Genomic DNA, 18,249 nt, shown 5'->3' on the forward strand with positions numbered 1-18,249 from the left:
AGGTTTTAACCAAAGTATTCTACGTAATTATTTTCTGTTTCGTAAAGTTTTACAGAGTGCAAAATAGTGCCGCTTTCGGCAATTGGAGCCAAAAGTTGGTTCCAAATGGCTATGGCTAAATTCTCTGTAGAAGCCAGTTGCCCTTTCATAAAATCTACGTCCAGATTTAAGTTTTTATGATCCACTAAATCTACAACATAATTATTCATAACATCCTTAAGCCACTTCAAATCAACAAGAAAACCCGTTTCCGGATTAATCTCACCCTTTACCGTAACATATAACCAATAATTATGACCATGCCAATTTGGATTTGCGCATTTGCCATAAACTTCAGCATTCTTTTCATCATCCCAATCGGTACGAGCCAGTTTATGCGCTGCGTTAAATGATGCTTTTCTTGTTATATAAATCATTATAAAAAAATAAACAGCAAATATACTGATAAAGCTTAAAGCCTAAACACCAAACCTTAAAGAAACCCACTTTAATCAAAACAATCTGTTAAATTTACCTTATGAAAACATTGGTTGTTGCTGCTACTAAGGCCGAGCTTGCTTTTTTTTATCAGCATTTTAATTTACCTGAGGGTGATTTTATCGAAGCAAAAAACTTCGATTTGCTGATTACTGGTGTTGGGATGGTAGCCACTGCGTTTTCTTTAGGGAAGCACCTCGATGCTTCGAGATATAATTTGGTATTAAATGTCGGCATTGCCGGATGCTTCGACCGAAAAATTGAGCTGGGCAGTTTAGTAAATATTACTGAAGATATTTTTGCCGAGCTTGGCGCCGAAAATGGCGATGATTTTTTAACCATTACCGATTTGGGCTTCGGCGAAAATCACTTTTATTCCAAATCGAATATAAATGTTGGTTTACCCATAGCTAAAAGCATTACTGTAAATTGTGTAAGTGGAAATGAAAAAGGCATTAACGGACTTATAAAACGGCTTAACCCAACTACCGAAAGCATGGAAGGTGCTGCCGTTTTTTATGCCTGCAAACAAGAGCATATAGATTGTTTGCAAATTAGGAGCATCTCCAATTACGTGGAGCCCAGAAATAAAGACAAATGGAAAATCGGGCTTGCCATCAAAAATTTAAACGACTGGGCAATCGCTTTTGTTGGAGATATGAATTGATTATGACCAACTAAGCTATTGTAGTACGTAATTTTGATTTTATGAAACTTACACTTGGTTTTTCGCCCTGCCCTAATGATACCTTTATATTTGATGCCCTAATTCATCATAAAATTGATACGGAAGGTTTGGAATTTGAGGTTCTGTTTGATGATGTTGAAACGCTTAATCAGAAAGCCTTACGTGGCGAACTGGATATTACCAAACTCAGTTTTCACGCCTTTGCCTATGTAGCCAATCAATATGCACTATTAGATGCCGGAAGTGCCTTAGGTTTTGGTGTAGGACCGCTTTTAATTAGCGATAAATTTACCCCTGAGGGTTTGCTTGATGCATTGAATTCAGAAACTAGCGATTTAAAAGTCGGGATTCCTGGCAAATATACTACGGCAAACTTTCTTTTAGGTATCGCCTATCCACAGCTTCAGAATAAACAAGAATTGGTTTTTTCGGAAATTGAATCGGCCTTACTGGAAAACCGAATAGACCTTGGATTAATCATTCACGAAAATCGCTTCACTTATCAAGATAAAGGCTTAACCAAAATTGTAGATTTGGGAGATTATTGGGAGCAATTAACGGGTTGCGCCATCCCACTCGGTGGTATTGTAATCAATAGAAATTTAGATCGAGAAGTTCAGTTAAAAGTTAACCGATTGGTTCGGCAATCGGTGGAATATGCTTTTGCCCACCCAAAATCGGGCATCGAATTTATACGCGAACATGCCCAGGCAATGGATGAGGCTGTAATGTATAAGCACATCGATCTTTATGTGAATAAATACAGTATAAACCTAGGAGAGGAAGGCCGAAAAGCGATTGATACCTTATTTAATCTTGCGCAGGAAAGAGGAATCATTCCTGCTATTCGAAAGAATTTGTATATCTAAGCCCCGAAATTCAGGGTAGATAAGCAGCCTTAGCTTACTAAAAGTTTATAGCCTTTACCGTGTACGTTGATAATTTCAACGCTCGGGTCTTCTCTAAGGTATTTACGCAACTTGCTTAAAAAAACATCCATACTCCGCCCGTTAAAGTAATTATCATCGTGCCATATGCTTAATAGAGCCTCTTCTCGGGTTAAAACAGTGTTCTTTTTTAAGCACAATAAGCGCAACAATTCCGCCTCTTTGGTTGATAGTTTTTGTTGCTGACCATTAAAAGTGATGATTTGTGTCGTATAATCGAAATTATACTTACCAATAGAGAATTGTGTTTCTGTAGCTTCTTCGCCACCATCTGCTTTATTTGAGACACGTTTAAACATGGCGTTTATGCGCAATAAAAGTTCTTCAATACGGAAAGGTTTGGTGATGTAATCATCTCCACCTAAATCGTATGCAGCAGATTTATCTTCGAGCATGGTTTTTGCCGTTGCAAAAATTATCGGTACCTGTGCATTTACTTTTCTGATGTCTTTGCCTAATGTAAAACCGTCCTTTTTGGGCATCATCACATCCAAAATACAAAGATCAAAGTTTTGTTTATTGAAAGCCCTTAAACCCTCCTCACCATCAGTGCACAAAACCACATCAAACTTGCCTTTTAACTGCAAATAATCTTGCAGCAATAAACCTAAATTAGGATCGTCCTCTACCAGAAGTAATTTTTTCATGTTGTTTAATTTTTTCGCGTGTGTGTTATGCTGCAATATGCAATACAGAGTAATATCTATTCCTTTTTTAGTCGATTTATAAAGGCAAAACAATTTCGAACTTCGTTCCTTTGTCTTTTTCGCTGCTTACTTTAATGCTGCCGTTAAGTTGTTTGATAATATCCTGAACGTAATTTAGGCCAAGCCCAAAGCCTTTAACATCATGCAAATTGCCTGTAGGCACTCGGTAAAACTGATCGAAAATGCGTTTAGAATGTTCTTTCGTCATGCCAATTCCCTTATCGGCAATTTCAATTATTAAATTTTTCCCTGCATTTCTTGTAGTGATGGTAATTTCGGGTGCATTTGTGCTGTACTTATTTGCATTATCAATTAAATTGTAAAGTACGTTTGATAAATGCAACTCATCACCAAAAACAATGGAATTTTCGGCATCGGTATTTACTGTTAAAACGGCATTTCTTTTTTGCAGTTGCAAGCTCATGCTATCGAGCACAATCAAGATTAGATCGTTCATATCTACCTCGCTGTTCTCCATTTTCAGCTCGTTTTTTTCTAAACGGGCAATGCTTAAAACGCGTTCTATATGATTACCCAAACGCACATTTTCATCGTAAATGATACCTGCTAAACGCTTTAAACGAGTTTTATCCGCTGTAACTTCCGGATCTTTGAGGGCTTCGCTGGCAATCATAATGGTAGCTACAGGGGTTTTAAACTCATGCGTCATATTATTAATGAAATCGGTTTTCATTTCCGATAGTTTCTTCTGCTTCAAAATGGCATAAAGCGTATAAGAAAATATAAAAACCAGCACCAGTAAAAGTCCAACTGATGATGCTAAGGTGGCGCCCAGATTAGAAATTATTGCGGCATTTTTATCTGGAAAACTCACAATCAATGTTCCAGGATCGCGAAATAAATCGTTTCCGAAAATTGGAACTTTATAGGTGTTTTTGGGTAGAAATTCTTCTTTTGAATGCGATGCCTCAATAAATAATACCGAATCTTTATTGGCCAGGGCAATTTTGTAAGCAGGTTTTTGTGTAATGTTGTGGGCAAGTAGCTCTGTTTTAAGCAAAGCCCCCAAGGCATTGTAATTGATTCTTTTATAAATTGGAACGTTGCCCTCCTTCATTTCCTTGGCAACATCTTCTAGCAAACGTGAGCTTGTGTAGGGCGTGGTATCTTTACCCAAAGCCGCAATTTTTAATTCGAGTTTCTTTTTGGCAATTTGGTCTTCTTTTTTGAATTTCAGGGCTAAGTCATCCGAAATTTTCGGAAGACCAACCAAAAGTGGATTTCCCGTTATTGGATCATTTACGAGATACCTGATGGTATCGGGCAGGGTTTGAGGGGTGCGAAAATTAAACGTTTTCGCATCTGGAGCAAATAGTTTAGAGCGCATACTGTACGACTGCAACTTAAAATCTTGATCTACCATTGCATCCATTTGTACATCAAGCCGCGCACCACCTGGCAACGAACTTTCTGGTGTTGTTAAAGACCTATAGGTAAGCTCAGACAACATTTGTGGCCTTCTATAAGAAACCCGAATGATGCTGTCTTGGTTATTGAGGTATTGCTCAATTTCTACCTCTCGCTCCTCTTGCCTAATTTCTGTTTCTTGAACGTATTGTTGCTTTAAATCTTTAATATCGAGGGCACGTTGCCTTAAATTTTGAAGTTGTTGTAGTTTATTTTCGGCATCTTTTTTATTGATGTGATCTGCCGCATTTCGCCTTTGCACTTTATTAACCACAACACTTAAGGTTTGATTCACTTGCTGATCGAATAGTTGAGATTTAAGCGTATAGGATTCCCTGATGTAATACAATTGCATTACAAATACACCAAGTAAAGCCACCGTCATTAAAACGGTAATAATCCAAAAACTTCCTTTCTTCATTCAGCTGAGCAGTTCCTTGTATTCTGATCGTTTAGAGATCATCCATCTGAAATACAATTTAGCGATCAAAAATACTTATTCGCTAAGTTAACTGTTTGTTTTTAACATATTTTAACAACGGACGATCACCCTGCTAATGAAGGGTTAATGATTGAGACAGCACTGTCTTGTAAACTACAACTGGAGTGATGAAACCGTTAATTTTGAAATTCTTCTGGTTTGATTGCGGCAATTTTATCCTGGATGTGGGTGAATAAAACCTGCAATTTTTCTAGCGGTACTAGCGCAACACATTCAATTTCCGATTGATCCGATTCGAATACAAGTATGCCCTTACCCTGATTTTCAAATTCGCTTGGCTTTATTTTACAAACTGAATTTTCGAGGGGAATTTCCTTCTTATTTCCTTTAAACCAGCCATAATCCGCCTCATAGGTTATGGTATTTAGTCCAAAGCTAATCACCTCTTTTCCGAAAGTATTCCACAAGCAGATGCGGAGTAAGTAAAACCCTAGCAGAAAATAACCTGCAAAGATTAGCACTGATAAAAATTTAATGCCTTGGCCATCTGCCAAATTTAAACTTAAACCCCATATGGGCAGCAGAAAAAACAAAAGGGTAACTGGAACTAAAATGAGCCTCACGATTAGAGAAGATTTTCCAACCTTTAACATCAATATATTGTCTTGAAAATCAATTTGATTCATAATATAATTTGTAATTAGACACCAGTCTATCGCAAGCGTCCGCTTGTGTTTAATTCGTTTTAAGCCCCTTCAATAAAATATTGGCAGCCCAAGCGGACGCTTGCAACAGAATAGGCTTAATCCAAGACAGGAGGACATACTTAAATTAGTACTATTTTCGTAGCCTAGATTTTTTATCATACTCATCAAAATTTGTTAAATCAAATCCTAAATAGTCTATTAACCATATTCCATTAGTCTTCGTGAGGGTGAAAACAGACTGATTAAATCTCGAAATATCGAATTTAACCATCGCTTTATCATATATTATACGGATTTTTGCAAATCGTCCTTCCTTTATATGGTCTAATATTTCTTCAGGCTCGAAACCAAATATAACATCACAATTTAAACCAGGTATTGCAAATTCTCCTGCACTAGCTGGGTAAGGTTTTGAGTTCCTAATTTCATCTGCAATCTTTTGATGATATTGACGTAAATTATTAATAAAACTTTCTGAGACATAGTTGCTTGATTTAATATGGCCTAAATAGTTTTCAACAGCAACCATATCTATGCTTAATTTTATCATCGTATCTACTCGCTCCCTCACAATTATCGGATGAAATTCTTTTTCTGGATAGTTTTCCTTTGTTGTATCTAAAACTTCATCCAACCGGTACCAGTTTAAGAAATTCAGAATTGAGCATTTAATGTTTTTTACATCTACATTCTCTTTTTTTTGTCCATAGCTAACACTAAAGAGAATCGAAAATATTAATATCAATACCAACTTTTTCATAATTCTATTTTTTTATGTTCTTGCGGACTTGCGTTACAATATAATCATGCATCCCCGCTAAATTTCTGTATCCTACTATTGCAGTTTGTCTGGTAATTTTGCCTGAAGAGGGATTATAATACAACCTGTTATTATAACTTGCCCCGGCTGCAGGGCTATCCGTAGCACTATCAACGAACTGAAAATATTTTCCTTTTGTGTCAGTACCCATGCGTACAATAACAACATCGTGGTCAATAGCCTTATCCTTATTTGCTAAAGGAGCACCTGGGCTATTGTCAACTCCTATTAAAACTGGTATCTTTTGATTAAACGAACTGATGAGGTAATTGATTGCCTTTTTAGTTTCAGCTAAATCTACGCCATTTTGAGTAGTATAATAAATTACGTGTGGCAGAAAATTTCAAAAAAAATGCCAGAATTAAATTCCGGCATGGTTCAAAATTGTTTGCTTTAAAAAAGAATCTTTATTTAGAAAGGCAAGTCATCATCTTCTCCTGGTGCATTGCTTACATCAACTGGTGCGGCGTAAGCTGGGGTGCTAGCTGCCGGTGCGCCCGCTGCAATGGCATTAATGCGCCAAATAACCAAACTATTAAAATATGATGTTTTTCCTGTTTTATCTGTCCAAGGGCGACCACGTAAATTAAAGAAAACTTCAACCTCATCGCCTGCTTTAAATGTATCTAATAATGCAGTTTTATCTTGTAATGCCTCAAAACGGATATATTCCGGGTATGTTGGATTTTCTGCGTATTCTACTATTAAATCACGTTTTTTAAACGTTTCACTTACTTGCTGAGTGGCACCTACTTCGTGTACTTTTCCTTTAATTTCCATATCTAATACTAATAATGTACGTATATAAGTCAAATCTCAATATTTTTATTGATAACTTCGCATATATTATGATGCAAGTTTTCCACAATAAAAGCAAGGTAATTATTACCTGCAATAAGCGCCTTTCTCCGTATTTGCAAGAGGAGGTTACCGCCCTAGGTTATACAATAGAAAGATCATTTCAAACTGGTGTTGAGCTTAATATCACCCTCACAGAGTGTATAAAGCTAAATTTGAACTTGCGTTGCGCCAGCCAAATTTTGTATGCTATAAAAAGTTTTAAGGCCATTACGCCCGATGATTTGTATAATGAAATAAAGGAAATTGAGTGGGAAGAATTGATTGATTTTGCAGGCTATTTCTCTGTAACTTCTAATGTAGATAACCCGAACATTACCACGCCTTTATTTGCAAATTTAAAAGTGAAGGATGCGATTGTAGATCGCATGAAAGAGAAAAAGGGCATCCGCCCAAATTCTGGTTCTGATGCAAATAAAGCGGTGGTCCATTTATATTGGAAAGATGCTGAAGCCGATATTTTTATTGATACCTCCGGCGAAACTTTAGCCAAACACGGTTACCGTAAAATACCAGGGAAAGCACCAATGTTAGAGGCCCTGGCATCGGGGGTAATCTATGCCACCCAATGGGATAAAAAATCGCCATTTATTAACCCCATGTGTGGATCTGGTACATTAGCCATTGAGGCTGCCCTTATTGCAACCAACCGTGCACCTGGCTTATACCGAATGAATTATGCCTTCATGCATATTTTAGGTTACAATGAAGAGGAATTTTTTGCCGAGCGAAGAATTTTAAAGGATCAGGTAATTAAAAATATCGACCTTAAGATTGTTGCTTCTGATATTTCTGAGGACGCGGTAGAGGTTACACGCAGGAATGCAAAAACTGCTGGCGTTGATACAATTATAGAATTTGAAGTATGCGATTTTGAACTTACTCCAGTGCCCGAAGATGCAAAAGGTGTTGTGGTTTTTAATCCAGAATATGGTGAGCGTTTGGGGGTACACAGCAAATTGGAAACCACCTATAAGCGTATGGGCGATTTTATGAAAAGCAAATGCAAAGGATATACTGGCTATATTTTTACAGGCAACCCTGATTTGGCAAAGAAAATTGGCTTGAAAGCTTCTAAAAAGATAGAATTTTACAATGGTAAATTGGATTGCAGAATGCTTGAATACGAGCTGTATGATGGTACGCGCAGATTACCTCAAGCAGATAAGCATCCAGAAATTACTCCATAATGGGAGTGATTTCTGGATTATTTCTCAACGTATTTGATTAATCTTTTGATTGTAAGCTTGTTGTTTTCTTTCTGGCTTTTTTAATGGCCTCGCTCATACTTGGAAACTGTTTGTGCCACATGGTGGTGTACATGCCGTCTAACTTAACCAACTCTGCGTGCGTACCTTCCTCAATCAGTTTTCCTTCCTTCAAAACAACGATTTTATCGGCACTTACTACTGTACTCAACCGATGTGCAATTAAAATAATGGTTTTCCCTTGCGCTCTCAATAAAGAAATTGCGTTATGGATATGCTCTTCTGATGAGGAATCTAAAGAGGAAGTTGCCTCGTCTAAAATTAAGATTTCTGGTTCGCGATAAAGCGCTCTGGCAATGGCCAATCTTTGTCTTTGCCCACCAGATAAGGTTGTAGCATTTTCGCCAAGATAGGTATCAAAACCATTGGGCAAGCGTTCGATAAAGTCCATAATATTGATTTGTACACAGATCCGCACAATCTTTTTCATATCAGGCTCCATCTCTCCAACAGCAATATTTTCAATTACATTCCCTGCAAAGAGGTGCACGTCTTGAGGTACAACCGCTACAATTTTTCTTAAACTTTCATTGGTAATGTAGTTGATATCAAACTCTCCAATCATAATGTTTCCAGATTGAAGGGGGTAAATGTTTTGAAGCAAGGACAGCAAAGTTGTTTTACCTGAGCCACTTTCGCCCACAATGGCAGTTATTTTACCTTTTTCGATGTGCAGGTTAAAATCTTCGAATACCGTAACCCGTGTTCCGTATCTAAAATTTACATTTCTAAAAGCTACATCACCAACCATATCGGTAGTTAAATCGGTTCTGTTTTCTGTTTTTTCCCTTTCCAAATCCATAATCTCAAACAATCGATCGGCAGCGATTCTGGCATCTTGAAAAACTTTGTTCATCCCAATTAGGCCAATTACCGGGCCGGTAAAATAGCCAATTATGGCATAGAATGATAAAAGCTCGCCAGGGGTAATTAGATTTTGAAGCACAAAACTAGCTCCTGCCCAAAGCAAAATTACCGCGAAAATACTGGAAACAAAACTGCTGGCATTACCAATTAAAAGAGAGTTGGTACCGGAGGTGTAAACGGTTTTAAGCAAGTTAATAAACCTGATTTCTGTTTTTAAGTTGGAGAAATTTTCCAGTCCAAAACGCTTAATTGTACTCACAGAATTTACCGATTCTACCAATTGATTTTCCAAATCGGCACTTTTTTCCATCAGTTTACGCTGCGTATTTCTGTTTAGCTTATTGGAGAAATAATAAATCAGCGCATAAAGTGGGATTACGGTGAGCATAATCAACGCCAGTTTCCAATAATAGGTAAACATCAATGCAAAAGAGAAAATCAAAATAAACACGTTTACGGCAAAGCCGATTAACACATCGTTTATAAAAGCCCTGATTTTTACCGCATCGTTCATTCTCGAAATAATTTCCCCAACACGCATGGTATCAAAGAATTGTTGCGGAAGTTTTAGCAAATGCTTATAATAACCTAAAATTAGCCTTGCATCTATCTGCTGTCCTGTTTTAATGGTTAATAAGGTTTTGGCATAATTCAGAAAAATTTGCAGCAGAATGATGATGATCATTACCGTACCCATCAAATTTAGTAGATTGGTATTTCCTTCTGGCAACACATTATCTACAATTTTCTGCAAAAAAATTGAGGTGGATAAACCCAATATCGTGTAAAATATGGCACCAATCAAAACTTGAATGAGTACAGATTTATGTGGGGTTAACAAGTAAATAAACCTTTTTTCTATAGAAATACGTTCCGTCCCAGCCGTAAAATCATCGCCAGGCAAAAGCATAATCAAAACACCAGTCCATTTTTGCCTAAATTCATCGTGACTTAATTTCTGCATTTCACCGTACGCCGGGTCCATAACTTCTATGTAATCTTCTGAAATAGCATATAGTACAATATAATGCGCTAGATTATTATGATTAACGTGTGCAATAACGGGTAAGGGGATGCTAAATAGGTTTTCGTAACTGGCTTTTACGCCTTTAGCAGAAAATCCCAATCGGGCAGAAGCCTCAATTAAACCTAAAACATTGGTTCCCTTTTTATCGGTTGATGCATATTGCCTGATGCGGGCGATGGGCAGATCGAGGCCATAGTGAATGGAAATTGAAGCCAAACAGGCGGCCCCGCAGTCGGTAACATCATGCTGCTTAATGATGGTACGTTTTGCATTCTTTTTATTGCTTAGCCTTGTCTTGAAAGCTTCAAAAAATTCGGGTACGGATTTCATAGGCTACTCACTTGGGTTTCTTTGTTTTCTGGAATCACGTTTGGATTTAACCAGTCATCGGCTTTATCATATAGCAGTTGGAAAAGAGATCTTCTGGTTACGAAAAAACGCGCTTGAAGGGTCATCCCTTTTTTAATTTTTCCAACATATCCGTTTCGGAGTTTCAAACTGTTTTTGTCTAATAGGCAACGAACTTTGAAATATGGCTGACTTCCGTTTTGCATAAATATGTCGCTCGAAATGGAGATAACCTTTCCGGTTGCCATCCCCCACTCATTATAATTATAGGCATCAATTTGGAAACGAGCCTTGGTACCTATTTTTAATAATCCGATGTCTTTTGGTTGAACATAGGTTTCGGCAATTAGGCCAGAATCTGGCGAAATCTCTCCTAAAATTTCGTTGGCTGATATTGTGCTCCCGGGCTGTATCCCTTTTAATTGCTGAACGGTGCCCGTTAACGGTGCTTTTATGGTGTAAAATTCTTTCTCTTCGTTGTATTGCTTATCTTTAGCGCCAAGTTGTTGATTTTGAATCGTTAACTGATTTAATTCGGTTTGCCATTTGCTCCCCTGTTCTTCGCCTATTAAAGAAAGCTCATTAAAAACATTGTCTTTTTTGAGCTTCATCTCATCATATTCGACAGCAGAAACAGCCTTTTTTTTGTACAAATACGCATAGCGATCGTAATTTTTATAGGCGAGTTGGTAACGGGCTTTGGCTTCGGTTACTCGCTGCATAAATAAACTGTACTGTTGCCCATAAACACCCGATTTTAGCGGCAGTTTTTTAGACCAATCATTCCGCCTGTAGGCATTAATCAACAAACCCAAGTCATAAAGCTGATCCTCAACATCTGTTTGTTGAAATTGGTTTAATGCATCCTGACTTTCGATATTTTCTTTTTTTATGGTGAGTAAAACCTGGCCAGCTTTTACATGCATATTTTCTTTAATAAATAAAGAATCTATTCGCCCTGCAATTAATGGCTTAATTTCATTTCTTTCGGCAGTTGGCCTAAATAGTCCGGTGCTTTTTACGTTAACATCTACACGGATGATAAACATCGCTAAAAATGCAACAATTAGAACCGCCAAAATAACCTGATAAATTACCTTGGTGTATGAGTTATGAGAATGGAAATGGTATTCAGCCGTATTCTCAATAACTTCTTTAGGGAATATGTATTTGTCACTATCCATATGTAATTTATATACGCAATTGAGGCACTTTGGTTTTATATGTCATAAAAAAAGACCACAGAATTTGGCCCTTTTCTTCATTTATTGATGGTGACAACTACTGATTAGAGGCAAATCCGAAGTTCAGATTTACATCATTACCAGCAGAAATTGTGGTTTTGCTGTGCTGATTTCCGTAATTTCTTTCGAAAGTTAAGCTTAGCAAGCAATCTGCATTACTGGTGAATGAAACATTCATAGCTGAGGCATTGTCTGCAAAAAGACTTCCGCCTTCAATTTCAATCATTTCGGTTTTTGATAAATTTTTCATAAGTGAAAGGTGTTATTTAAATAAGAAAGGAGAGTATAAAAAACTCTCCTTTTATTGATCTTTAATAATCATTTTACTAGCGATTAATACTGTCGAATATTCCAGCTAAACTTCCGCCAATGTTATTACCAATTGATAATGAACTTGCGCTTGCTTCATCGCCGTCTTTACTTGCAGTTGAGAATGATAACAAGTTACCAATGCCTAAAGCGCCACCTAAACCACTTGATGATGCGGAATCATTGCTTCCAAATAAACCACCACCATTAATTTCTTTCATTTCGTTTAAATTTAATTCTTGCATTTTCATAATTGTATAGATTAATCATGCCTACTCTTTTTAAGGTTTTCGGCAACCCCTAAAATCCGATTTTCATCGTCATTTATTTAATAAACGTAGGTATCTAACGCTTGGATGTTTAAACAAAACAACCCGAAAGAATAGGTTAAACAGACTGGTTGTGAGGTAATTAAAACAATTTTAACCAGAAATTAAATGTACTTAAAACTAAAAAAGGATTCCCTTTTGGGGAATCCTTTTTTATAATTGAAGCTATAATTCAAATTAGCTGGTTAAGCTTTGGAATAATCCTTCCAAACTTCCACCAATGTTATTCCCTAAAGAGAACGAGGTTTTACTCGTTTCATCTCCATCTTGTGTTTCGTTAGAGAATGATAATAAATTACCAATTCCAATTGAACCTAATAATCCACCTGAATTTGATGAATCATTACCACCTAACAAACCACCACCGTTGATTTCTTTCATTTCGTTTAAATTTAACTCTTGAAGTTTCATAACGTTTTCTAATTTTAATTTTGCCTACTCTGTTTGAGGTTTTCGGCTACTCCTTTTATTAGCTACGATTGCTCGCAGTTATTATAGAAACGAAGTAGTGCTTTAATAAGTTTTCGTAATGCCTTGATTTAGAACAACAAAAAAGAATATGTTAAACAATTTAGTTGTTAATTTGTATGTAATAACAGTCGGGGTGACACGTTTGCGCGTGTGCCTAGTTATAGCCAAATAAAATTTTGCAGAAATCCAATTTCCACATAATTTCGTTTATTATATTGAAAAACATTATTTAAATAATTATCCTACCCCTATGGAAGATCTATTTGCTTTAAAGACGAAGAATGTTGCGGGAAATATTAGAAAAATTAGAGAATATAGAGATTACACTCAAGATTACCTTGCAGCAAAGTTAAAGATTTCTCAAAATGCTTACAGTAAAATAGAACTTGGCTATAGCAAGTTAACTATTGAGCGTTTGTTTCAAATTGCAGCGATTTTAGAAGTGGAAGTGACTCATTTGTTAACACTTGACCACACAGATTTAATTAAAATCATTTCTCCTGATGAAAAACCAGTTTCGGTTGGTTAATCACTTGCATCTTATTTTATCGATTTACAACATTTTTTTTGGCCTAAAGGATTTTCGAATACCTTTGGGTTGAAAGAAATCGTTATGAAAAACTCCATCAACAAAACCATAGATTTTGTTAAAAAAACTTTAGAACATGCAGAAGCTGGCCACGATTGGTTCCATATTGAGCGTGTGTATAAATCGGCTGTAAATATCAATGCTAAAGAAAATGGCGATGAAGAAGTCGTAATTTTTGCAGCTTTACTACATGATATAGCAGATCCTAAATTTAATAATGGAGATGAGGAAATTGGGCCTATAATGGCCGAAAATTTCTTAAAATCAATTAATGTGGAGGAAAATGTCATCGCTCACGTTAAGCTTATCATTCAAAATATGTCGTTCAAAAACAGTTTTGATGATGCTGGTTTTACCTCAAAAGAAATGCAAATTGTTCAAGATGCAGACCGATTAGATGCGATTGGTGCTATTGGCATCGCCAGAGCCTTTACTTATGGAGGTTTTAAAAACCGGGTGCTTTACGATCCTGAGATTAAACCCGAGCAACATTTAAACAAAGAAAGCTATAAAAATACTACGGCGCCAACCATCAACCATTTTTACGAAAAGCTTTTGTTGCTCAAAGACATGATGAATACCAAAACGGGAAAGATAATTGCCACCGAGCGACATAATTTTATGCTCCAATACCTCGATCATTTTTATAAAGAATGGGAAGGAAATTAGTGCCCCTTTCTATCAAACCGTAATTTCAAAATACCGATTTATAGGTATTTGATTTGCCTCCTATTGCTTGTAATTTAGAGGCAAATCTACATCCCATGCAATCGTACAAGCTCAAATACCACAAAAACAATCTGTTACTCATTTCCATGATTGGTTTTCCTATTGTTTGTGCGGCAATTATGTTTGTTGTTTTATCTTGCTTACCACAAACTTTGTCAGAATGGGAAATGCTCTCTATTGTATGTTTTACTTTAGGAACAATGGTTGGCTTTTCCATTTGGATGATCAACACCCAACTCATAGTAAAATGCGCAATTAAAATTAATGAACGAGGACTTAACCTTAAAGTAGATAAGCCAACCTTATTTTATCATCAAAAAGATTTTTCTACCAATTGGGAAAATGTGAGCCATATTACCGAAAAGTTTGATGGCCGAAATGGCAGCTACTATTATCAAATTGCCTTTAAAAACCCTTCGTTTAAAGCTAATTTTAATGCCATGAACCGATGTGAAGATGAAGCAGAAAGGTTTTATACAGAATTACGATCTTTTCAAGAAATCTATCATCTGCAAAAGATGCCCACGATACTCAATCGAGAATATACCGAATCCACTTGGGCCAATGCTTAACGCGTATTCCAAAAATGAGTAGCAATATTTAATTTTTACTAATTTCGTTAGCCATAAATTGCTATTTTTGTTAGTAAATCATTGTGGCTATGTCTGATAGAATTCGTGAAAAGTTAAATATCCTCGCCGATGCGGCCAAATACGATGTATCATGCTCATCGAGTGGAGGCACCCGCAAAAACGATAACAAAGGCGTGGGAGATAGCCATGCCTCGGGTATTTGCCATACTTATACCGAAGATGGCAGATGCGTTTCACTGCTCAAAATCCTCCTTACCAACCATTGTATTTACGATTGTCTTTTCTGCGTTTCCAGAAAAAGTAACGACGTAAAACGTGCTGCATTTACCGTTGATGAAGTGGTAGAATTAACCATGAATTTTTATCGACGTAACTATATTGAAGGTTTATTTTTAAGTTCAGGGATTTTTAAAAATGCCGACTTTACCATGGAGCGCCTGCTTTTGGTGTGCAAAAAACTTCGGTTAGAGCAACGCTATAACGGCTACATCCATTTAAAAACCATTCCAGGTGCGAGCGATGAGTTAATCAAAGAAGCCGGGTTATATGCTGACAGAATGAGCATCAATTTAGAAATGCCTACCGAAGCAGGTTTAAAACTTTTAGCGCCAGAAAAAAGTCATGCCGATGTGATTAAACCTCTAGGCTTTGTGCAGCAAAATATTGTTCAGTTTGCGGCAGATAAAAAAGTGATTAAGCATGTTCCGAAGTTTGTACCGGCTGGCCAAAGCACACAAATGGTTATCGGTGCTACGCCAGAAAGCGATAAAGACATCATGTACACGGCAAATGCCTTTTACAAAAACTTTGCACTGAAACGAGTATATTACTCTGGCTATGTACCCATTAGCAATGATAGCAGAATGCCCATTTTAGGCACACAACCGCCTCTGCTACGTGAGAATAGGCTATACCAAACCGATTGGCTTATGCGCTTTTATGGCTTTAAAGTTCAAGAACTCTTAAACGATGCAAACCCGAATTTAGATGTTGATATAGACCCTAAATTGAGCTGGGCCATCAGGAATATGCAGCATTTTCCTGTTGATATTAATAAAGCCGATTATAGAATGATTTTGCGCATTCCCGGAATTGGTGTAATGTCGGCTCAAAAGATTGTTCAAGCCAGAAAGTTTGGAAAACTACGCATCGATCAGTTGAAAAAAATTGGGGTGTCTTACAATCGGGCAAAGCATTTTATAACTTGCGCGGATAGCCCTTATCAGTTGAGAGATTATCAAGGAACTCAAATCAAGGCATTTATTATGGCCGAAAGCCAGAGTAAATATCTAAAAACAGATAGTAATCAATTAATTCTGTTTTAATTTTTTGTTCATCAACTCAGAAAACTAAGCCTTAATGATTTATACTTTCGATGGCTCATTACCAGGAATTTTAACGGCGGTGTTCGAATGGTTTGAACGTAAGCCAGGAAAAACTGTGTTACAACCGTCAGAAATATTTCAACCAGAGGCCTTTGCTAAATGTTTTTCAGTAGTTACCGATTCGGAAAAAGCAGATCGAGTTTGGGCAGGACTGCAAAAAAAATTAAAGAAAGATTGGCTTCGAAAGTTTTATTGCAGCTATCTATCAGAAATTCCTGAAGCTTACAATCATTTATTTCAGTTTACCATTTACCTATTTCAAAACGAGAAGGGTGCAGAAAATAATTATGGGAACGAACATGTAATTGCCTTAGCTAAATATGCTAAAAGTGTAGAACGGGAAAAGCATAGAATGGAAGCCTTTATCCGTTTTCAGCACACGGCAGATGGAATTTTTTATACGGCTGTTGATCCAGATTTTAACGTACTGCCCCTAATATCCAACCACTTTAAAAACAGGTATGCTGATCAACAATGGGTTATTTATGATTTGAAGCGAAAATATGGCCTACATTACAATTTGCTAACGGTTGAAGAAATTACCATTCAGTTTACAGATGGGATAAATAAAAAGCAACCCACTTCCGGCTTAATGGATGAAAAAGAAGAACTGTATTCCATTTTATGGAAAGACTATTTCAAAAGCGCTAACATTGTAGCCCGAAAAAACACCAAACTGCACCTACAACATGTACCAAAAAGATATTGGAAATATTTAACCGAAAAGCAATTGAGTTAACATCTCATTAACATAAAAAGCTTTAAATTGCAGCATGAAATTAAGTGTGCTGGTTTTATTTACCGCCCTTGCGGTTGGCCTATCCATCGGGATGGTAAACTTCTATTTCCAACACAGCTGGTACTATCTTGCCATCTCATTCGGAGTATCTTTTTTAAGTAGCTTTTTGGTTTTTTACTACCTGCTCGAAAAGTACATCTACACTAAAATTAAGCTGATATACAAGTTAATACACAACTTGAAATTGGGAAAGGATTTAAAGGATGCACTTGGAGAATATGTAAGTTCAGATCCTATTAATGATGTGGAGCATGAAGTAAAGGAATGGGCAGGTGCAAAGAAAAAGGAAATAGACTTGCTTAAAAAACAAGAACAATTTAGAAGAGAATTTCTGTCTAATGTTTCGCACGAATTTAAGACGCCACTTTTTGCCATTCAAGGCTACATAGAAACGCTGCAAGATTGTATGGTAGATGATCCGGAAATGGCCGTAAAGTTTTTAAAGAAAGCCGAAAGCAACGTAGAGCGTTTAAGTTATTTAATAAACGATTTAGACGCCATAGCCAAACTCGAAACGGGTGAAGCACCCATAAATTATCAAAAGTTTGACTTTGTTTCTTTAGCCAAAGAAGTAATGGATAATTTAGAAGACAGAGCCAAAGCCAAAAACATTAAACTTTTTTTTAAGGATAAGTACACCGCAGTAACCGCAGTAATGGCCGATCGGGAAAAGATTAGGCAGGTACTGATTAATTTGATGGTGAACAGCATTAAGTATGGCATTGATGGTGGCGAAACGGCAATTAAAATTTTCGAGCTTCACGATCAGTTTCTGGTTGAGGTTACCGATAACGGAATTGGCATTGAAGAAAAGCATTTGTTTAGATTATTTGAACGTTTTTACCGTATTGATAACCATCGTGCACGAGAAGTTGGGGGCACGGGTTTGGGCTTAGCCATTGTGAAGCACATTTTAGAGGCCCATGAACAAACCATTTCGGTAAGGAGCACGCCAGGCATCGGAACCACCTTTGCATTTACTTTACAAAAAGGCGGATAGTATTCACGGAGCAAAGAAAACGTCGTTAAAACCAATATTCAGGCTCAAATCTTGGCAATTTCCTAAAACGCTCCTGCCAAGCTGACACTTAAAATTTTATTTTACGCTATAAATGTTTAAAATTTTGACAGTACAGGTGCAAATTTGTCTAGCAAAACTACTTGGCATAAAAAGTGTTAATTGTATGCTTAGTTAAAAAACTCAAATCAAAATAAAA

20 protein-coding genes are annotated in these 18,249 nt (G+C 36.8%); 9 read left to right on the plus strand and 11 right to left on the minus strand.

The window, feature by feature from the left end; genetic code table 11:
• Positions 1–5: 5 nt before the first annotated feature.
• Positions 6–416: a 6-pyruvoyl trahydropterin synthase family protein gene (locus tag DHW03_RS09460; RefSeq protein WP_109925497.1), complete on the minus strand. Its 411-nt coding sequence runs from the start codon at positions 414–416 to the stop codon at positions 6–8.
• 101 nt (positions 417–517) lie between these two features.
• Between DHW03_RS09460 and mqnB the strand changes: the two genes are divergently transcribed.
• Positions 518–1,144: a futalosine hydrolase gene (mqnB, locus tag DHW03_RS09465; protein WP_109925498.1), complete on the plus strand. Its 627-nt coding sequence runs from the start codon at positions 518–520 to the stop codon at positions 1,142–1,144.
• A 41-nt stretch (positions 1,145–1,185) separates the two neighbouring features.
• Positions 1,186–2,034 (plus strand): menaquinone biosynthesis family protein, encoded by an 849-nt coding sequence (locus DHW03_RS09470; RefSeq protein ID WP_109925499.1) that lies wholly within the window; start codon positions 1,186–1,188, stop codon positions 2,032–2,034.
• A gap of 29 nt (positions 2,035–2,063) precedes the next feature.
• Here the strand turns inward: DHW03_RS09470 and DHW03_RS09475 are convergent, their stop codons facing one another.
• The 5 genes from DHW03_RS09475 to DHW03_RS09500 all read right to left on the minus strand — a co-directional run bounded on the left by DHW03_RS09475 (position 2,064) and on the right by DHW03_RS09500 (position 6,996).
• The gene (locus DHW03_RS09475; protein WP_109925500.1) at positions 2,064–2,759 is read right to left on the minus strand and encodes a response regulator transcription factor; all 696 of its coding nucleotides are present in this window, start codon (positions 2,757–2,759) and stop codon (positions 2,064–2,066) included.
• 76 nt (positions 2,760–2,835) lie between these two features.
• A complete protein-coding gene (locus tag DHW03_RS09480; RefSeq protein ID WP_109925501.1) occupies positions 2,836–4,668 on the minus strand; it encodes a sensor histidine kinase in 1,833 nt (610 codons plus the stop codon).
• Between the two features lie 197 nt (positions 4,669–4,865).
• Positions 4,866–5,375 carry a hypothetical protein gene (locus tag DHW03_RS09485; protein WP_109925502.1) on the minus strand — a complete coding sequence of 170 codons (510 nt, stop codon included), beginning with the start codon at positions 5,373–5,375 and terminating at the stop codon, positions 4,866–4,868.
• 151 nt (positions 5,376–5,526) lie between these two features.
• Positions 5,527–6,156 carry a hypothetical protein gene (locus tag DHW03_RS09490; RefSeq protein WP_109925503.1) on the minus strand — a complete coding sequence of 210 codons (630 nt, stop codon included), beginning with the start codon at positions 6,154–6,156 and terminating at the stop codon, positions 5,527–5,529.
• Between the two features lie 471 nt (positions 6,157–6,627).
• The gene (locus tag DHW03_RS09500) at positions 6,628–6,996 is read right to left on the minus strand and encodes a DUF3127 domain-containing protein (RefSeq protein WP_109925505.1); all 369 of its coding nucleotides are present in this window, start codon (positions 6,994–6,996) and stop codon (positions 6,628–6,630) included.
• Positions 6,997–7,067: 71 nt separating this feature from the next.
• Here DHW03_RS09500 and DHW03_RS09505 point away from each other — a divergent pair, with 71 nt between their 5' ends.
• Positions 7,068–8,264: a THUMP domain-containing class I SAM-dependent RNA methyltransferase gene (locus DHW03_RS09505; RefSeq protein ID WP_109926009.1), complete on the plus strand. Its 1,197-nt coding sequence runs from the start codon at positions 7,068–7,070 to the stop codon at positions 8,262–8,264.
• A 37-nt stretch (positions 8,265–8,301) separates the two neighbouring features.
• Here the strand turns inward: DHW03_RS09505 and DHW03_RS09510 are convergent, their stop codons facing one another.
• The 5 genes from DHW03_RS09510 to DHW03_RS09530 all read right to left on the minus strand — a co-directional run bounded on the left by DHW03_RS09510 (position 8,302) and on the right by DHW03_RS09530 (position 12,877).
• The gene (locus tag DHW03_RS09510; RefSeq protein WP_109925506.1) at positions 8,302–10,566 is read right to left on the minus strand and encodes a peptidase domain-containing ABC transporter; all 2,265 of its coding nucleotides are present in this window, start codon (positions 10,564–10,566) and stop codon (positions 8,302–8,304) included.
• Positions 10,563–11,768, minus strand: coding sequence for an HlyD family secretion protein (locus tag DHW03_RS09515; protein ID WP_109925507.1), 1,206 nt, complete (start codon positions 11,766–11,768; stop codon positions 10,563–10,565). Before DHW03_RS09515 ends, DHW03_RS09510 begins: the two co-directional genes overlap by 4 nt.
• 97 nt (positions 11,769–11,865) lie before the next feature.
• Entirely contained in the window at positions 11,866–12,078 is a 213-nt protein-coding gene (locus tag DHW03_RS09520) for a hypothetical protein (protein ID WP_109925508.1), read from the minus strand.
• 76 nt (positions 12,079–12,154) lie between these two features.
• On the minus strand, positions 12,155–12,358 hold the full coding sequence (locus DHW03_RS09525) for a hypothetical protein (protein WP_240618507.1): 204 nt from the start codon (positions 12,356–12,358) through the stop codon (positions 12,155–12,157).
• Between the two features lie 285 nt (positions 12,359–12,643).
• The gene (locus DHW03_RS09530; protein ID WP_109925510.1) at positions 12,644–12,877 is read right to left on the minus strand and encodes a hypothetical protein; all 234 of its coding nucleotides are present in this window, start codon (positions 12,875–12,877) and stop codon (positions 12,644–12,646) included.
• A gap of 310 nt (positions 12,878–13,187) precedes the next feature.
• Here DHW03_RS09530 and DHW03_RS09535 point away from each other — a divergent pair, with 310 nt between their 5' ends.
• The 6 genes from DHW03_RS09535 to DHW03_RS09565 all read left to right on the plus strand — a co-directional run bounded on the left by DHW03_RS09535 (position 13,188) and on the right by DHW03_RS09565 (position 18,032).
• The gene (locus tag DHW03_RS09535; RefSeq protein ID WP_109925511.1) at positions 13,188–13,466 is read left to right on the plus strand and encodes a helix-turn-helix domain-containing protein; all 279 of its coding nucleotides are present in this window, start codon (positions 13,188–13,190) and stop codon (positions 13,464–13,466) included.
• 84 nt (positions 13,467–13,550) lie between these two features.
• Positions 13,551–14,195, plus strand: a complete 645-nt coding sequence (locus tag DHW03_RS09540) for an HD domain-containing protein (RefSeq protein WP_109925512.1) — start codon at positions 13,551–13,553, stop codon at positions 14,193–14,195.
• A 95-nt stretch (positions 14,196–14,290) separates the two neighbouring features.
• Positions 14,291–14,827 carry a hypothetical protein gene (locus DHW03_RS09550; protein WP_133248517.1) on the plus strand — a complete coding sequence of 179 codons (537 nt, stop codon included), beginning with the start codon at positions 14,291–14,293 and terminating at the stop codon, positions 14,825–14,827.
• Positions 14,828–14,916: 89 nt separating this feature from the next.
• On the plus strand, positions 14,917–16,173 hold the full coding sequence (locus DHW03_RS09555) for a putative DNA modification/repair radical SAM protein (RefSeq protein ID WP_109925515.1): 1,257 nt from the start codon (positions 14,917–14,919) through the stop codon (positions 16,171–16,173).
• A gap of 34 nt (positions 16,174–16,207) precedes the next feature.
• The gene (locus tag DHW03_RS09560; protein ID WP_109925516.1) at positions 16,208–16,972 is read left to right on the plus strand and encodes a TIGR03915 family putative DNA repair protein; all 765 of its coding nucleotides are present in this window, start codon (positions 16,208–16,210) and stop codon (positions 16,970–16,972) included.
• A 34-nt stretch (positions 16,973–17,006) separates the two neighbouring features.
• On the plus strand, positions 17,007–18,032 hold the full coding sequence (locus tag DHW03_RS09565) for a sensor histidine kinase (RefSeq protein ID WP_109925517.1): 1,026 nt from the start codon (positions 17,007–17,009) through the stop codon (positions 18,030–18,032).
• Positions 18,033–18,249 lie beyond the last annotated feature (217 nt).

It is taken from the genome of Pedobacter yonginensis (genome assembly GCF_003173595.1).
Lineage (GTDB): Bacteria > Bacteroidota > Bacteroidia > Sphingobacteriales > Sphingobacteriaceae > Pedobacter > Pedobacter yonginense.

Bases quoted from the DNA above. Each gene is read 5' to 3' on its own strand.
- DHW03_RS09460 (WP_109925497.1), bottom strand. From the start codon at position 416: ATGATTTATATAACAAGAAAAGCATCATTTAACGCAGCGCATAAACTG.
- DHW03_RS09560 (WP_109925516.1), top strand. From the start codon at position 16,208: ATGATTTATACTTTCGATGGCTCATTACCAGGAATTTTAACGGCGGTG.
- DHW03_RS09530 (WP_109925510.1), bottom strand. From the start codon at position 12,877: ATGAAACTTCAAGAGTTAAATTTAAACGAAATGAAAGAAATCAACGGT.
- DHW03_RS09515 (WP_109925507.1), bottom strand. From the start codon at position 11,768: ATGGATAGTGACAAATACATATTCCCTAAAGAAGTTATTGAGAATACG.
- DHW03_RS09525 (WP_240618507.1), bottom strand. From the start codon at position 12,358: ATGAAAGAAATTAATGGTGGTGGTTTATTTGGAAGCAATGATTCCGCA.
- DHW03_RS09470 (WP_109925499.1), top strand. From the start codon at position 1,186: ATGAAACTTACACTTGGTTTTTCGCCCTGCCCTAATGATACCTTTATA.
- DHW03_RS09475 (WP_109925500.1), bottom strand. From the start codon at position 2,759: ATGAAAAAATTACTTCTGGTAGAGGACGATCCTAATTTAGGTTTATTG.
- DHW03_RS09485 (WP_109925502.1), bottom strand. From the start codon at position 5,375: ATGAATCAAATTGATTTTCAAGACAATATATTGATGTTAAAGGTTGGA.
- DHW03_RS09540 (WP_109925512.1), top strand. From the start codon at position 13,551: ATGAAAAACTCCATCAACAAAACCATAGATTTTGTTAAAAAAACTTTA.
- DHW03_RS09555 (WP_109925515.1), top strand. From the start codon at position 14,917: ATGTCTGATAGAATTCGTGAAAAGTTAAATATCCTCGCCGATGCGGCC.
- DHW03_RS09505 (WP_109926009.1), top strand. From the start codon at position 7,068: ATGCAAGTTTTCCACAATAAAAGCAAGGTAATTATTACCTGCAATAAG.
- DHW03_RS09500 (WP_109925505.1), bottom strand. From the start codon at position 6,996: ATGGAAATTAAAGGAAAAGTACACGAAGTAGGTGCCACTCAGCAAGTA.
- DHW03_RS09565 (WP_109925517.1), top strand. From the start codon at position 17,007: ATGAAATTAAGTGTGCTGGTTTTATTTACCGCCCTTGCGGTTGGCCTA.
- mqnB (WP_109925498.1), top strand. From the start codon at position 518: ATGAAAACATTGGTTGTTGCTGCTACTAAGGCCGAGCTTGCTTTTTTT.
- DHW03_RS09510 (WP_109925506.1), bottom strand. From the start codon at position 10,566: ATGAAATCCGTACCCGAATTTTTTGAAGCTTTCAAGACAAGGCTAAGC.
- DHW03_RS09520 (WP_109925508.1), bottom strand. From the start codon at position 12,078: ATGAAAAATTTATCAAAAACCGAAATGATTGAAATTGAAGGCGGAAGT.
- DHW03_RS09550 (WP_133248517.1), top strand. From the start codon at position 14,291: ATGCAATCGTACAAGCTCAAATACCACAAAAACAATCTGTTACTCATT.
- DHW03_RS09535 (WP_109925511.1), top strand. From the start codon at position 13,188: ATGGAAGATCTATTTGCTTTAAAGACGAAGAATGTTGCGGGAAATATT.
- DHW03_RS09490 (WP_109925503.1), bottom strand. From the start codon at position 6,156: ATGAAAAAGTTGGTATTGATATTAATATTTTCGATTCTCTTTAGTGTT.
- DHW03_RS09480 (WP_109925501.1), bottom strand. From the start codon at position 4,668: ATGAAGAAAGGAAGTTTTTGGATTATTACCGTTTTAATGACGGTGGCT.